Origin of the sequence: Gymnodinialimonas mytili (assembly GCF_037544085.1) — a bacterium.
GTDB classification, from domain to species: Bacteria; Pseudomonadota; Alphaproteobacteria; order Rhodobacterales; family Rhodobacteraceae; genus Gymnodinialimonas; species Gymnodinialimonas mytili.
In genome coordinates, this window is record NZ_JBBIFW010000001.1 from 1,143,624 (window position 1) to 1,158,092 (window position 14,469).

Consider the following 14,469-nt stretch of genomic DNA (forward strand, 5'->3'; position numbering starts at 1 on the left):
GCCGCTTGCGGCCTAGACGGCCCCGAGATCGGCTAATACGGCAGACAGGCCCGCATGCCAATCGGGCCGGGCGATGTCGAACACGTCGCGCGTAAGGCTGCAATCGAGGCGCGAATTCAGCGGGCGCTGCGCCGGTGTGGGATAGGCGGATGACGGGATGTCCTCAACCGCGCAGGTCAGACCCGCCTGATCGAAGATCGTTCGGGCAAACTCCGCCCAGGAAACATCAGGCGCGCCCGAGAAATGGTAAGTGCCGGATTTGGAGGAATCTGCGGCGAGGTCCTTGGCCATTCGAACACAAGCGGCGGCAATGTCGCGGGCGGGTGTCGGGCCACCGATCTGGTCAGCAACGATCGTCAGCTTGTCCCGCTCTGCCCCAAGGCGGAGCATGGTTTTCACGAAATTGCCACCATGGGCCGAGAATACCCAGGAGGTCCGCAAGATTCCGTACGCTGCTTGGCTGTCGCGCACCGCATCTTCGCCCGCCAATTTGGTGCGTCCATAGGCGCCCAAAGGCGCGGTTGGATCCGACACCCGGAACGGTTGCATGCCGCTTCCATCGAACACGTAATCGGTGGAGATATGCACGAAAGGCACGCCCTTGGCGGCACAGGCGCGGGCGAGCGACCCGGGGGCCGTGCCATTGACGGCCAGGGCGGTCGCCTCATCCTCCTCGGCTTGGTCGACCGCGGTATAGGCGGCGGCATTGATCACGGCCTGGGCATCGCTATCGGCAATCAAGGCGGCGCAGATACCCGGGTCCATCAGATCCGCGACATCGCGTCCAAGGGTCTGCACACCCAGACGGCTCAGCTCTTGCGCGACCTGGCCGGTCTGACCGAAGGCCAGGAGGTTCATGCCTTGGTCCCCAGACGCTGACCGACGCCATCGCGATCTTGCAGGGCACGCCACCAGGGTTCATTCGCGAGGAACCAATCGACGGTCTTGGCCAAACCTTCCTCGACAGTCACCGAGGGCGTCCAGCCCAGCTCGTCCTGGATGCGGCTGGCATCGATGGCGTATCGCATGTCATGGCCGGGCCGGTCGGTGACAAAGGTGATCAGATCCGCATGGGGCGCGTTATCGGGGTGGCGTTCATCGAGCAGGCCGCAGATGACGCGCACAAGATCGATATTCGTCATCTCGTTATGGCCGCCGATATTATAGGATCGCCCGACTTGTCCTTTTTCAAGAACAGTCAACAAGGCGTCGGCGTGATCTTCGACGTAAAGCCAATCGCGAATGTTTGCGCCGGTGCCATAAACCGGGATTTGCTCACCGGCCAGCGCCCTGAGGATCACAACGGGTATTAGCTTTTCGGGGAAATGATAGGGCCCGTAATTGTTCGAGCAATTGGTCAGCAGAACCGGCAGGCCATAGGTTTCGTGCCAGGCGCGGACCAGGTGGTCGGAGGCCGCTTTGGACGCCGAATAGGGGCTGCGTGGATCGTAAGGCGTGTCTTCTGTGAACATGCCGGTATCGCCCAGCGAGCCAAAGACCTCGTCGGTGGAAACGTGGTGGAAGCGGAACGCCTCGGGCCGCCCGGCGCGTTCCCAGTAAGCCCGCGCAGCCTCCAGAAGCGTATAGGTGCCGTTGATATTGGTCTCGATGAACTCGCCCGGTCCGTCGATGGAGCGGTCCACATGGCTCTCGGCGGCCAGGTGCAGGATCGCATCGGGCGCATGGCGGGTTAGGATTGTATCCATTGCTGCGCGGTCACGGATATCGGCCTGCTCGAACGTATAGAGGTTGGACGAGGCAACCGGCGCCACATTGTCCAGGCAGGCGGCATAGGTCAGCGCGTCGAGGTTGATCACCTCATGCCCGCGCGCGACGGCCAGGCGCACCACGGCTGAGCCAATGAATCCAGCGCCGCCGGTCACAAGGATTTTCATGGAGCCTCTCCGTAGATAAACGGGCTTTCCAGATCGGCAAAGCGACAGGCTTTGGCATCTCGCTCCGATAAAATCGGGTCGCCGTCAAGCTTCCAGTCGATCCCGATCTCGGGATCGTCCCATTTCAAATCGCCCTCGGTCTGCGGACCATAGAAATCCGAGCATTTATAGATGATCTCGGTGTCAGGCGCGCGAGTGACGAACCCATGGGCAAAGCCCTTGGGCACAAGCAATTGCTTCCCATTTTCAAAGGTCAATTCAACACCGAACCATTTGCCGTAGGTGGGCGAGCCTTTGCGAATATCGACCGCGACATCGAACATGCAACCGCGACCACAGCGCACCAGCTTGGTCTGGGCCATCGGTGGTGCCTGAAAGTGTAGCCCGCGAATGGTGCCCACCTGTGCCGATACGGAATGATTGTCCTGCACAAACTCGGTTGTGATCCCGTGTTCGGCCAGCTTTGCGCTGTTGTAGGTTTCCGAGAAAAAGCCACGTTCATCCCCGAACCGAGCGGGCGTAATCACCACGAGGTTCGGGATGCCTGTCTGGTCGATCTGCATATGAAATTAATCCTGGCTCAATGTCGCGCGGACCATGCCACGGGCAGCATCATGGCTTCAAGACGACGGGTGCGCTTAGGCGTTAATCCAGTCGAAAAAGCCCGCACCGGCGCGGGCCCGCAAGTCACGAGCCATTTCGGCCCCCAACGCGGCGCCATCCTCGATGGGCGCTGTGCGGTCGTCGGTCAGAACCTCGGAGCCGTCAGGACGCAAGATTTCACCACGCAAGCGCAGCATTCCACCGTCCAGCTCGGCCAGACCAGCGATCGGGGTCTGGCAAGACCCATCGAGCCCGGCCAGGAATGCGCGTTCTGCCGCCAATCGCTGCCCAGTGGGCATATGGTGGATCGCGGCCAGCAGATGCGCGGTGCGCATGTCATCGGCGCGCCGTTCGATACCAATCGCGCCTTGCGCGACCGCGGGCAAGACATCGGTGACCTCAATGGCAGATTTCACCACTTCGGTCATGCCCAACCGCCGCAAACCGGCCATGGCCAGAAACGTTGCGTCGGCCAAGCCATCGCCCAGCTTCTTCATCCGCGTCTGCACATTGCCTCGAAATTCCACGGCCTTCAGATCGGGGCGTCGTGCGGCCAATTGCGCCCGACGCCGGAGCGAAGACGAGCCAACCACCGCCCCCGCAGGCAAGGCTGCGAGGCTGTCATGTGTCAGGGAGACGAAAGCGTCGCGCACATCCTCGCGTGGCAAATAGCAATCGAGCAGCAATCCGTCAGGCTGCGCCACCGGCATATCCTTCATGGAATGCACGGCAATATCGATCTTGCCCGCCAGCATATCCTCTTCAATTTCCTTGGTGAACAACCCCTTCCCGCCGAGTTCTTTCAACGCGATATCCGCGTCGATGAGCGAGCGTTCGTCGCCGGTGGTTTTGATCACCACAATCTCGAATGCGGCCTCCGGCAGATCGAAGGTTGTCATCAGGCGGTTGCGAGTTTCGTGGGCTTGGGCGAGGGCAAGCGGGGAGCCGCGCGTGCCAATCCGCAACGGCGCAGCTTGGGTCGGAAGGTCGGTCGTCATGGCCCCTCTTTACGTCTGTCAACTTCACTTGACAACGGGCGACAGCTTGACCCTTTTAAGGAGAGCCGCCAGACCCGCAACACCACCCTGGGAAGAAACGACATGTCCGACAAGAAGAAACTATTGCGGGCCCTTTCGGGCGAGACGTTGGACGTGCCGCCGGTTTGGTTGATGCGGCAGGCAGGGCGCTACCTGCCCGAGTATCGCGCAACGCGCGCGGAAGCGGGTGATTTCCTGTCGCTGTGCTACAATCCGGATCTTGCCGCCGAGGTCACGCTGCAACCGATCCGCCGCTATGGCTTCGATGCGTCGATCCTGTTTGCCGATATTCTGCTGCTGCCCCATGCCCTGGGCGCCGATGTGTGGTTTGTAACAGGTGAGGGCCCTCGCCTGTCGACGATCACGGAGGCCAGTGGCCTGGTCAAGCTGAAGGGTAAGGATGACATTCACGATCATATGGCTCCGGTTTATGAAACCGTCCGCATCCTCAGCCGTGAATTGCCGTCGGACACCACCTTGATCGGTTTCGCTGGCGCGCCCTGGACGGTCGCCACCTACATGATCGCTGGTCGCGGCACGCCGGATCAGGCCCCCGCCCATGCGTTACGCGAGGGTGATCCCGAGACGTTCGGCGCCTTGATCAACTTGCTGACCGAGGCCACGATCGAATACCTGGACCAACAGGTTCAGGCAGGCGCCGAGGTTGTGAAGCTGTTCGACAGCTGGGCCGGATCGTTGAAAGGCGATGCGTTTGACCGCTTCGCTTTGGAGCCCGTCAAGCGCATCATCGCTGGCCTGAAATCGCGGCATCCGGGCCTGCCCGTCATCGTCTTCCCACGTGAGGCCGGCGAGAAATATGTGGGCTTCGCGAAGGCCGTGGGGGCCGATGCACTGGCGATTGATACAGCCGTCGATACCAATTGGGCCGCCGAATATCTGCAACCCAATAGCTGTGTTCAAGGCAACTTGGATCCGAAACTGATGGTCACCGGAGGCGACGCTCTGATCTCAGAAACGCGCCGCATCGTTGAGGCGCTGAAGGGCGGGCCCCACATCTTCAATCTCGGCCACGGCATCACTCCAGACGCCGATCCCGAAAACGTGCACCGGATGCTTGAGGCGATCAGGGGCTAGCCGCGTTGGCGCATTTTTTCCTGCGCAGCGCGCTTTTTGGCTTCGCGTTTCTTGATGATTGCCATCTCTCGCGGAGAGTCCCAGTTTAAAAGCTCATCTCGGATCGTTGGTAGCAGGTTTTCATGGTAACCGCCGTCGATGATCTTCGCCCGCTGTTCGGTGAAATGTCCGTGTTTCAGTTTTTTGAGCATGTTGATATCGAAGACATCGAACAATAGCTCAGGTGGCAGTTTAAGGATGTGGCCATCCACCTGACTAAGGCTTCCGATCTCTTTTAATTCTTCCAAGCTGATTGCACTTTTGCCATCGGCCTGAATACGCTTAATTATATCGGGCGCCTTTCCATTGAGCCGATCTTCTTCAATTTCTACAAACCTTAGTAAACGATCTTCGCTCAGCTGGGATAAGGTCTCACCGATCCGGCGGTAATCGTGTCGCGCGAAATTGGTGAACCCATGCCGTTCGAAATATCGGGTCATACCCATCTCAAGCTTTCGGATTACCAGATACTTGTTTTTCGTTAGAACAATGCTCTTCCAATACTGAAGAAACGCAGGGTGCTGATAAATCGTCCGATCATATATGAACATGAATGACTGCACGAAAGGCGGATTGTTCGACCGCTTGTGACGATCCATGCAAAAGCCGCGAATATTGGCATTCCAGGATCGCATTTCGTCCAGCATGTTGTCGTCTTCATATAACGGGAACCAGACACTGTCGTTGCAGATCAACAAGTGTTCAAGTTCGATAGATCTGGCCTTTAAATTTAGAATCGCCTCTCTATAGCCCCCAAAATCATATCCGACATTAGGCCGCTCCATGATCTGCCATGAATATGGTGCAAGTTCTCTACGCATCTCATCCGACAATGGATGATTTGCCACAACAAAAACCGCAAACCCCTTCTCGCGAAGATGGTTTAAAGTATGAAAATATGATTTCTTCAGTTTCTTGGGACAGTAGATCAGAAAGACAGCGATATCCGGTTTCTGCGGAACATCACCATCAGTTATGATGATCTTGCTGTGCTTTTTCCAATCGTAGATCGGGCGGGTGATCCAGTTGGTTGCAAGCGATAGCGGCGCAGTTATCTGCATTTTGATGCGATTGAGCTCTCGCCGGATTTTCCACATCGGTGAAAACGGCTTTAACCGCCAGCTTGTCTTTCCTTGGCGTGCCATCAAGCGCCCCCGTCGTTCACGCGGTTATTGAAGCCGCCTAGGAAATCTAGGCCGATCATCGCTATGAATTGTGCTTTGGACGGTATCGATGCCAATCCCGCGTGCGCCTCGCCAAAACACAAGCGCTCTGGGTCGCGGGGTGCGCCGCCCGGGAGCGATGACCTGAACCTGCATGTCAGGTGCTGACGCTGCCAATCGCTGGTCTCGCACGGATGGCAAGTGATAGGCGCGTCAAAATCGGCAGATGCAGGCATCTTATGAACACGCCCAAAGGCCGCGGTATCGTAGCATAAGTCCATTTGCTGTGACATGAGGGGCACCTATCACTGACAGAGGTCAGGTCATAGACAGTGGTTGGTGCCCTAAGGATACCAAACCGGGCGATCAGACCCACTTAGCGATGGGGGGCAAGCTCATCAAGACGGCATTGGCGTCATGGCCGGTTTCCAGGCCGAACTTGGTACCCCGATCGTAGACGAGGTTGTATTCGGCGTAGAGGCCGCGATGAACCAGTTGCGCCTCGCGGTCGGCCTCGGTGAAGACGTCATGGCGCCGTTTTTCGACGCAGCCCAAGAACGCGGGCAGGAATGCGCGGCCCACATCTTGGGTGAACGCAAAATCCGCTTCCCAATCGCCGGTGTTCAGATCGTCGTAGAAGATTCCACCCACACCCCGCGCCCGGTGGCGATGCGGGATGTAGAAATACTCATCCGCCCATGCCTTGAAGCGGTCGTAATATTCAGGATCGTGCCGGTCGCAATGCGCCTTCAGCACGTTATGAAAATGCGCGGTATCCTCGTCATACTCAATCGCCGGGTTCAGATCGGACCCGCCGCCAAACCACCAGGCCCCCGGCGTCCAGAACATTCGCGTGTTCATATGCACCGCAGGCACGCGCGGGTTCTGCATATGGGCCACTAGGCTGATGCCGCTGGCCCAGAAGCGCGGATCTTCGGCCATGCCGGGCACACCGCGCGCCGCCATGGCTTTTTGCGCCCGCTCGCCCAAGGTGCCGTAGACCGCAGAGACATTGACCCCCACCTTCTCGAACACACGTCCGCCGCGCATCACGCTCATCAGACCGCCGCCGGCATCCGAACCGTCATCGGATTGACGCTTGGTTTCAGTCACCTCGAACCGGCCGGCTGGCTCTGCCCCACCCTGATCATCCTCGACTGCCTCAAACGCCGCGACAATCTCGTCGCGCAAATTGCGGAACCAGGAAGCGGCGCGAGATTTGCGATCGTCAATCAGGTCTTTCATGGGGCGAAGCCTCCTCAGTTCTCTCTCGCCCGAGTTGTAGCAGGTAAGACAGACAGGGACCATTGATCCCGCACGCCTCCCGACCGGATATTTTGCGAGTCCGACGGCGCGAAACGCGATATCTGCCTTTTCCGCCACGCAGCGTGGAAACTGCGCAAACCCCCATGGATTTTGCGAACGCTTTGACGTAGAATCAAGGCAATAGCCGCATTAGACGGCATCCCGAGGCAGATAGAGCAGATCATGTTCGTACAAAGATGTTATACCGCCCTTTTGGGTGCGGTTCTGCTGTTTGGCGTGGTGACCACCAGCCAGGCCGCCCCTTATGCCGCCATGGTGATGGACGCCCGCAATAGCGAGGTTTTGCATTCGCGCAACGCCGATACGCGACTGCATCCCGCATCGCTGACCAAGATGATGACGCTCTACATCGCGTTCGAGGCGGTGCGCTTGGGGGAAATCGACCTCGATACCGAGGTGACGATTTCGCGCGATGCGGCCAGGACCGAATATGCGTTTGGTTTCCGCGCCGGAAGTCAAGTGCGCCTGCGCCACCTGATCCGCGCGGCGGCGGTGCGCTCGTCCAATGATGGGGCCGCAGCGATTGCCGAAGCGATTTCCGGGTCCGAGGCGGCCTTCGCCCGACGTATGAACCGAACCGCTGTGGCCCTTGGCATGACGCGCACAACATTCCGCAATCCGCACGGTCTGACCGAATCCGGTCATCTGAGCACGGCCCGCGACATGACCATTCTGGGTCGGCGTCTGATCTACGATTACCCTCAATACTACAATATATTCTCCCGCATGACGACGGATGCCGGTATCGCACAGGTCCGCAACACCAACCGGGTGATCCTGTCGACATATCGCGGCGCCGATGGGATCAAAACCGGCTATACGCGCGCTGCTGGCTACAACCTGGTCGCCTCCGCGCAACGGGGGCAAGAGCGGGTTATCGTGACTGTGTTTGGTGGGCGCTCGTCGCCTTGGCGCGCACAACGGGTCCGAGAATTGCTGGATATGGGTTTTGAACGTGCGCCCAGCAATGTTGCGATCCGAACACCGTCGCTACCAACATATACCGATGATGGAAATGGCGTGCCCCAACCCTTCGGTGCACCGCCCGGTCAACGGGCTGTGAGCACCTCGATGCGACCGTTGATGCGACCGCGTCCCGATGCGGCGCCAGAGCCCGCACCCGATCCCGAATTGCTGGCCGCCATCTCAAATGCGGTGGGTGAAGCTTTGGGAGAGGTCGAGCAGGATGATGATGAGGCCGTGAATGCCGCCATCGCCGCCGCCTCAAATGCGGTTGCAACGAACCCGGAGGCGACACGGGTGATGCCGGTCCAACGGCCAGAACCCCAAGCCCGCGCAGCCCCGGACGCTGCGGTTGAAACGGTCGAGGTCGCCGCGCTGACACCCCAACAGGTTTCAGCCCGTCCGGCGCCCGCCCCCGAGGTTGTCACGCGCGCCTCGTCCAATGGCTCGCGCCTTTATGGCGTGTCACTGGGGCCGCAACCCTCGCATTACGCCGCCGAACGTCTGCTTCTCAGCACGGCTTTGGCGGAATTGGGCACATTCGACAGCGCGCTGCGGCGGGTGGTGAACGGCAATCGCGGCTATGATGCGCGATTTGCGGGTATGACCGAAGATCAGGCCAGTCGCGCCTGCGCCCGCCTGTCGGCGCGTAACGTGCCGTGCGAGCCCTTCGGGCCCTGATATACAGTAGTTTTATTTGGGTTTGTCGTCGTAATCTTCGCGCAATATGCGATTTGCATCGCCGTCGGGGTCATCGAATTGACCCCGGCGCAGCATCCACCAGAACGCGATCAGGCCCAGCGCGCCAAGGCCCAAGCTGACCGGAATGAGGATGCCCAGCACCGTCATCAGCGCACCCGCATCGCATTGAGGGATACGGTCAGGGACGAGGCCGACATGGCCAGCGCCGCGATCAAGGGCGAACACAGCCCTGCCACCGCCAGCGGAACGGCCAGTACATTATAGATGGTCGCGAGCGAGAAGTTTTCCTTGATGCGCTTGCGCGAGGCCTTTGCGGTCGACATCGCATCCAAGATTGCAGAAAGCGACCGTCCGGTGAGCACCATGTCAGACGCGGCGCGCGCGGCCTCGAGCGCCGAGGCGGGCGAGATCGAGACATGGGCCGCGGCCAGCGCGGCGGTGTCATTCATGCCATCCCCCACCATCAGAACCTTGGCCTCGCTCCCCAGATCGGCGACGGCTTGGGCCTTTGCCTCGGGCCGCGCATCGGCCATGACCTCGGAAATACCGATGGTTTTGGCGAAGCGTGTAACGGAGGCGTGCGTATCGCCCGACATCAGCACCACGCGTTTGCCCTGAGCTTTCAAAGCCGCCACCAGATCGGTGGCCCCTTCGCGCAGGGTATCAGTGAACATGAAGGGGCGCGGTGCGGCATCCCCGATCTGCAGATACGTCGCGGTTTGGCTGGTCTCACCCGCAAATCCCACCCAATCGGCGCGCCCCAGGCGGACGGGTTTGCCCCGCCATATACCTGCGATCCCCTGGCCGGGATGTTCGGTGATGTCGGTCACATTGGCCCTGCGCACACCGCGCGCCGTCAGCCCTCTCGCGAGTGCCTGAGCCAGCGGATGGGCGGAGCCGAGCGCCACGGCCAGCGCCACAGAAGCCGTGGTGGCATCGATCGTCTCAAGCCCGACCGGTTGCGGCGCGCCATCTGTAAGCGTACCCGTCTTGTCGAACACAACCGTCTCGACCTCGGCCAAACGCTCAAGCGCGGTGGCGTCCTTGATCAGCACACCTTTGCGAAACAGACGGCCCGAGGCGGCGGCGGTCACGGCCGGAACCGCAAGACCCAGGGCGCAGGGACAGGTGATGATCAGAACGGCAGCCGCGATATTCAGCGCAACGCGGGCATCCATCGTGGCAATCCACCACCCCGCCGCGGCAAGAACCGCGATGATGTGCACCCCGGGCGCGTAAAGCTTGGCCGCCGCATCGGCCAGCGAGGTGTAGGAATTGCGGCCCGCTTCGGCGATGGCGACCAGATCGGCAATGCGTGACAGCTCGGTATCTCGGCCAGCGGCCTCAACCCGCACCGTGATGGGGCCGGTCAGATTGACTTCCCCCGCATGGATCGCGTCGCCCGGCGCGATGGCGGCGGGCAAGGTCTCGCCCGTCATGATGGAGCGGTCAATTTCGGTGGCGCCATCTGTCACCGCGCCGTCGACCGGCACGCGGGCACCTGGCAGGACACGGACCAGATCCCCGGGCACAAGGTCGGATACGGCCACGGTCTCAGATCCTGCCGCGCCGATCCGCAAGGCTCGCGGCACATCAAGCGCCGCCAATTCCTTCGCCGCCGACCGCGCATTGGCGCGGGTGCGATGATCGAGATAGCGACCGGCCAGAAGAAAGGCGCAAAGCGCGATGCCGGCATCGAAATAGGCATGCTCGCCCGATTGCGACGTCTCATAAAGCGAGGTGCCGACCGCCAGCGCAATGGCGAGCGTGATCGGCACATCCATATTCAGCCGCCGCCCCTTTAGGGCCGCAAAAGCCGAACTGTAGAAAGGTTGGCCGGAAAACAGGATGGCGGGGATCGCGATGGCGGCGCTGATCCAATGCATCATGTCACGGGTCACGCCTTCGGCCCCTGACCAGACGGCCACGGACAGAAGCATGACATTCATCATCGCAAAGACCGCAACGGCCAGACGCATCAGCAGCGCACGCCCCCGCGCGTCAATCTCGGTCGCAGCCAATATACCGGGATCGAGTTCATGGGCCTCGTAGCCCGCCTCGGTGAGCCGCGCGATCAGCGCATCGATCTCAACCTCGGGCCCCGCCTCAACCGCGGCGCGGCGAAGGGTCAGGTTCACCCGGGCAGAGCGGACACCCGGATGCGTCTCAAGCGCGGTCTCGACCCCAGAGATACACCCCGCGCAGTGGATGCCTGGCAAAGCCAGCATCAGCCGCGTCTCCTGCGGCACAGCGGCCACCTTGGCCGCCAGCGGCGCCGCGGCACAGCCGGGGCAGGCCGAAGGGCCGGTGGGTGGATCCGCAGCCGAGCTCATGTGGCGGACCGGACCAGGAAGGTCAGGTTGTGGCGATAGGCTGTGCCGTCGCGCGCAGTGCCGGTCAGGCGCAGGCGCCAGCGGCCCGGCGCCAAGTCCGCCGGTGCGACCAGCGCGCCATTGGGCCCGCGTGTCAGCTCAAGCAATTGATCATCGGTCCGCGTTGTCGGACGGGTGAGCAGCGCTTCGAACTCCGCCGGGTAGACAGGGCGCCCCTCACCATCGGTGAGGCTCAGGACGATCGTGTCGCCATCCACCACCTCTGCCGCTGCCTCCCAGCCCAGCGCCTGCTGCGCTTCGCGGCGTATGTCGAAGGTCTGGCTATCGGCGTAGCTGGAGGACACTTCCAGCCCGGGAAAGGTACTGACGGCGCGGTATGCCATGAAGAAGTTCACGGTGATGATCACGCCGAACCCGCCGATGAACAGGCCCGCGACGTGCCAGCCGGTCAGTTTCCATGTCGTTGCCTCACTCATTGTGGCCCCCGTCCAAAAAATACACTGTCTTCATGGGTGCGCGCGGTTTCGCCCACCTGATCCACCCAGAACCGTACGGGTGTCTGATCTGCTGTTGCGGCTTCGTAGTCAGATTGCGCCGAAACGTAGACTCGTTGCAAATGCGTGGTATCTGCGGGCACCTCGACGCTTAGACCGGGCGTGCCTTCCAGATCGATGCGCAGCGGCACATCGGCGACAAGGCTAAAGCGATAGGTCGCTGCCTCCGCCCCCATATTACGGATACGCACATCGTAGATGTTTCGGATCGACCCGTCCGACAGCATCACGAATTGCGGGTTGCGCACAGGCGCCACGGTAATGTCGATCTCGGATCGCACAAAAAGCGCTACGATCAAACCGATGCCGACCAGAGACCACATTGCCGTGTAAATCATCGTGCGCGGACGCAGGATGTGTTTCCAGACCGGCACTTTGGGCTTGCCTGCGCGTTCATTGGCCTCATCGGTCAGAGCCACATAATCGATCAGGCCCCGTTCAGCGCCGATCTTATCCATGATCTCGTCACAGGCATCGATGCAGAGCGCGCAGGTGATGCATTCCAGCTGCTGGCCATCGCGAATATCGATCCCCATCGGGCACACATTCACGCAGGCCATGCAGTCGATGCAATCGCCGGGGGCCTGGGTTTCGGGCACCTCTTTGCTTGTGGAACCGGGCTCCTGACCGACGATGGTCGGCCCGGCCAGGCGCGACGATTCAATCGCGGCCTCGGCAATCGCACGGCGGCGTTTGCCCTTACCGCGCGGCTCACCCCGCCAATCGCGATAGGCCACGGTGATCGTGTGCTCATCCATCATCGCGGCCTGAATGCGCGGCCAAGGGCACATATAGATACAGACCTGTTCACGGGCGAACCCGCCGAAGACGAAAGTCGTCGCCGTCAAAATGGCCAGGGTGATGTAGGCGACGGGCGCCGCCTGCCCGGTCACAAGATCCACGGCCAGCGTTGGCGCGTCGGCAAAATAGAACACCCAGGCGCCACCGGTCGCCAGCGCGATCAACAGCCAGACGATCCACTTGGTGACCCGCAATCGGATCTTGCGGGCGGTCCAATCGGCGCTCCATAGACGCAGGCGCGCATTTCGGTCGCCTTCAATCCAGCGCTCGACGGTAAAAAACAGATCGGTCCAAACGGTCTGCGGACAGGTATAGCCGCACCACACCCGACCCAGCGCCGAGGTGAACAGAAACAGGCCCAGACCCGCCATAATCAAAAGGCCCGCGACGAAGTAAAACTCGTGGGGCCAAATCTCGATCCAGAAAAAGAAGAACCGCCGCCCGGCAAGGTCGACCAGAACCGCCTGGTCGGGCAACGCATCACCCCGATCCCAACGGATCCACGGGGTGATGTAGTAGATCCCGAGGGTCACGATCATAATCGCCCATTTCAGATTTCTGAAATTACCCGAGACCCGTTTGGGAAAAATCGGTTCCTGCGCAGCATAGAGCTTCGGCGGTTGCTCACTCGCACTCATAGCGTGGGTATCCTATGGAAGTAGTTTCTGTTCGCCCATTCTAGATAGGCGCGCGGCCCAATGGGTGCTTTGACGTGGATCAAACCCCACAAAAAACGACAGCATGGAAAGCTGCGCCAGAGTGGGCTTTTATGGAAACAGAGAGGGGCACCAGCCCCGCGCATAAGGTGCGAACAGGACGCGGGGCTGGTGCGGTACCGGTAGCGGGTTAGGCCGCCGCCGGTACGGCTGTCCTTGGGCGGGCGTTATTCGCCGCCGCCCAAGGAGTGAACGTAAATTGCCGTGGCGCGGATGTCGGCTTCACTCAGGCGGCCCGACCAGGCAGGCATCACACCAAAGCGGGAATGGCGCACGGTTTCTTCGATATCGGCTTCAGATCCGCCATAGAGCCAGATCGCATCCGACAGGTTTGGCGCCCCGAGGAAGCGATCCCCCTGCCCGGCATCGCCATGGCACGCGGCGCAATTGTCCAGAAAGACCTGGGCCCCGGCCTCAAGCAGGGTCTCATCGGCGCTCTGGCCCGAGATATCCCGCACGTGGGCAACGACCTGGCTAATCTCTTCGTCGGTCAGGATGCCCTCAAAGGCTGTCATTTCGGACCAGCGCGCATCGGGGTCGTCTTCGTTGCGGATGCCGTGGGCGATGGTGAGGTGGATATCCTCAACCGACCCACCCCACAGCCAATCGTCATCCAACAGGTTCGGATAGCCCGAGGCCTGGACCCCAGCCGCGCCGCGCCCGTGGCATTGCGAACACCAGGTGGCAAAGGTGGCCGCCCCGCCTTGGATCGCAAAGTTATAGAGCTCCGGCGTATCGGTCGGGTTCACATCCGTCATCGCAACTTCGGTGATCTGTGTCCGCAGATCGGCGTTCAACGCATCGAAGCGCTCGATCTCTTCGGCCACTTCGGCGCGGGTCGAATAGCCCAGAAGACCGGGTGTCGCGCTGCTGACCAGCGGCCAGGCGGGGTACAGGATGGTGTAGATGATCCCCCAAACGATGGTGATGTAGAAGCAATACAGCCACCACCGCGGCAGGGGATTGTTGAACTCTTCGATCCCATCCCAGCTGTGGCCGGTCGTGTCGGGATCTTCGGGCAGGTGCTTGTTGACGTCTTTTGTCATTTGCCCCCCTCCTCGCTTGCGGCTGCGGGCCGATCATCATGACGAAACGGAATCTGCGCCGTATCGCGGTGGATTGAACGTGATCCGGGCCGGAGCGCGTAGATCACGAAGCCCAGGAAACTGATCACCAAAAAGATCGTCCCCAACGAGCCCGACAATTCGCGTAGGAATGTATAAGTATCTTGCATGACAAATC

At 60.7% G+C, this 14,469-nt stretch carries 14 protein-coding genes; 2 read left to right on the plus strand and 12 right to left on the minus strand.

Annotated features, from left to right (window positions below; all coding sequences use genetic code 11):
* Positions 1-12: 12 nt before the first annotated feature.
* The 4 genes from rfbD to hemC form a co-directional block, all read right to left on the minus strand.
* A complete protein-coding gene (rfbD, locus tag V8J82_RS05575) occupies positions 13-858 on the minus strand; it encodes a dTDP-4-dehydrorhamnose reductase (RefSeq protein WP_339972997.1) in 846 nt (281 codons plus the stop codon).
* Positions 855-1,895 (minus strand): dTDP-glucose 4,6-dehydratase, encoded by a 1,041-nt coding sequence (rfbB, locus tag V8J82_RS05580; protein WP_339973000.1) that lies wholly within the window; start codon positions 1,893-1,895, stop codon positions 855-857. The genes rfbD and rfbB overlap by 4 nt, the downstream gene beginning before the upstream one ends.
* Complete coding sequence (gene rfbC, locus V8J82_RS05585; protein ID WP_339973002.1) at positions 1,892-2,458, minus strand: dTDP-4-dehydrorhamnose 3,5-epimerase; 567 nt, start codon at positions 2,456-2,458, stop codon at positions 1,892-1,894. The genes rfbB and rfbC overlap by 4 nt, the downstream gene beginning before the upstream one ends.
* A gap of 75 nt (positions 2,459-2,533) precedes the next feature.
* Positions 2,534-3,496 (minus strand): hydroxymethylbilane synthase, encoded by a 963-nt coding sequence (hemC, locus tag V8J82_RS05590; RefSeq protein WP_339973004.1) that lies wholly within the window; start codon positions 3,494-3,496, stop codon positions 2,534-2,536.
* A 102-nt stretch (positions 3,497-3,598) separates the two neighbouring features.
* Here hemC and hemE point away from each other — a divergent pair, with 102 nt between their 5' ends.
* Positions 3,599-4,630: a uroporphyrinogen decarboxylase gene (gene hemE, locus V8J82_RS05595; protein ID WP_339973006.1), complete on the plus strand. Its 1,032-nt coding sequence runs from the start codon at positions 3,599-3,601 to the stop codon at positions 4,628-4,630.
* Here the strand turns inward: hemE and V8J82_RS05600 are convergent.
* Positions 4,627-5,814: a rhamnan synthesis F family protein gene (locus tag V8J82_RS05600; protein WP_339973008.1), complete on the minus strand. Its 1,188-nt coding sequence runs from the start codon at positions 5,812-5,814 to the stop codon at positions 4,627-4,629. The two genes, hemE and V8J82_RS05600, sit on opposite strands and share 4 nt — an antisense overlap.
* Positions 5,815-6,198: 384 nt before the next feature.
* Positions 6,199-7,077 carry an oxygen-dependent coproporphyrinogen oxidase gene (gene hemF, locus V8J82_RS05605; RefSeq protein WP_339973010.1) on the minus strand — a complete coding sequence of 293 codons (879 nt, stop codon included), beginning with the start codon at positions 7,075-7,077 and terminating at the stop codon, positions 6,199-6,201.
* A gap of 243 nt (positions 7,078-7,320) precedes the next feature.
* On the opposite strand from hemF, the gene V8J82_RS05610 reads away from it, so the two are divergent.
* Positions 7,321-8,802: a D-alanyl-D-alanine carboxypeptidase family protein gene (locus tag V8J82_RS05610; RefSeq protein WP_339973011.1), complete on the plus strand. Its 1,482-nt coding sequence runs from the start codon at positions 7,321-7,323 to the stop codon at positions 8,800-8,802.
* A 12-nt stretch (positions 8,803-8,814) separates the two neighbouring features.
* Here the strand turns inward: V8J82_RS05610 and ccoS are convergent, their stop codons facing one another.
* The 6 genes from ccoS to V8J82_RS05640 form a co-directional block, all read right to left on the minus strand.
* A complete protein-coding gene (ccoS, locus tag V8J82_RS05615; protein ID WP_339973013.1) occupies positions 8,815-8,970 on the minus strand; it encodes a cbb3-type cytochrome oxidase assembly protein CcoS in 156 nt (51 codons plus the stop codon).
* Positions 8,970-11,156, minus strand: a complete 2,187-nt coding sequence (locus V8J82_RS05620; protein WP_339973015.1) for a heavy metal translocating P-type ATPase — start codon at positions 11,154-11,156, stop codon at positions 8,970-8,972. The genes ccoS and V8J82_RS05620 overlap by 1 nt, the downstream gene beginning before the upstream one ends.
* Positions 11,153-11,632 (minus strand): FixH family protein, encoded by a 480-nt coding sequence (locus V8J82_RS05625; RefSeq protein ID WP_339973017.1) that lies wholly within the window; start codon positions 11,630-11,632, stop codon positions 11,153-11,155. The genes V8J82_RS05620 and V8J82_RS05625 overlap by 4 nt, the downstream gene beginning before the upstream one ends.
* Entirely contained in the window at positions 11,629-13,149 is a 1,521-nt protein-coding gene (ccoG, locus tag V8J82_RS05630; protein ID WP_339973019.1) for a cytochrome c oxidase accessory protein CcoG, read from the minus strand. Before ccoG ends, V8J82_RS05625 begins: the two co-directional genes overlap by 4 nt.
* Before the next feature lie 245 nt (positions 13,150-13,394).
* Positions 13,395-14,273 carry a cytochrome-c oxidase, cbb3-type subunit III gene (gene ccoP, locus V8J82_RS05635; protein WP_339973021.1) on the minus strand — a complete coding sequence of 293 codons (879 nt, stop codon included), beginning with the start codon at positions 14,271-14,273 and terminating at the stop codon, positions 13,395-13,397.
* Positions 14,270-14,461 carry a cbb3-type cytochrome oxidase subunit 3 gene (locus V8J82_RS05640; RefSeq protein WP_339973024.1) on the minus strand — a complete coding sequence of 64 codons (192 nt, stop codon included), beginning with the start codon at positions 14,459-14,461 and terminating at the stop codon, positions 14,270-14,272. The genes ccoP and V8J82_RS05640 overlap by 4 nt, the downstream gene beginning before the upstream one ends.
* Positions 14,462-14,469 lie beyond the last annotated feature (8 nt).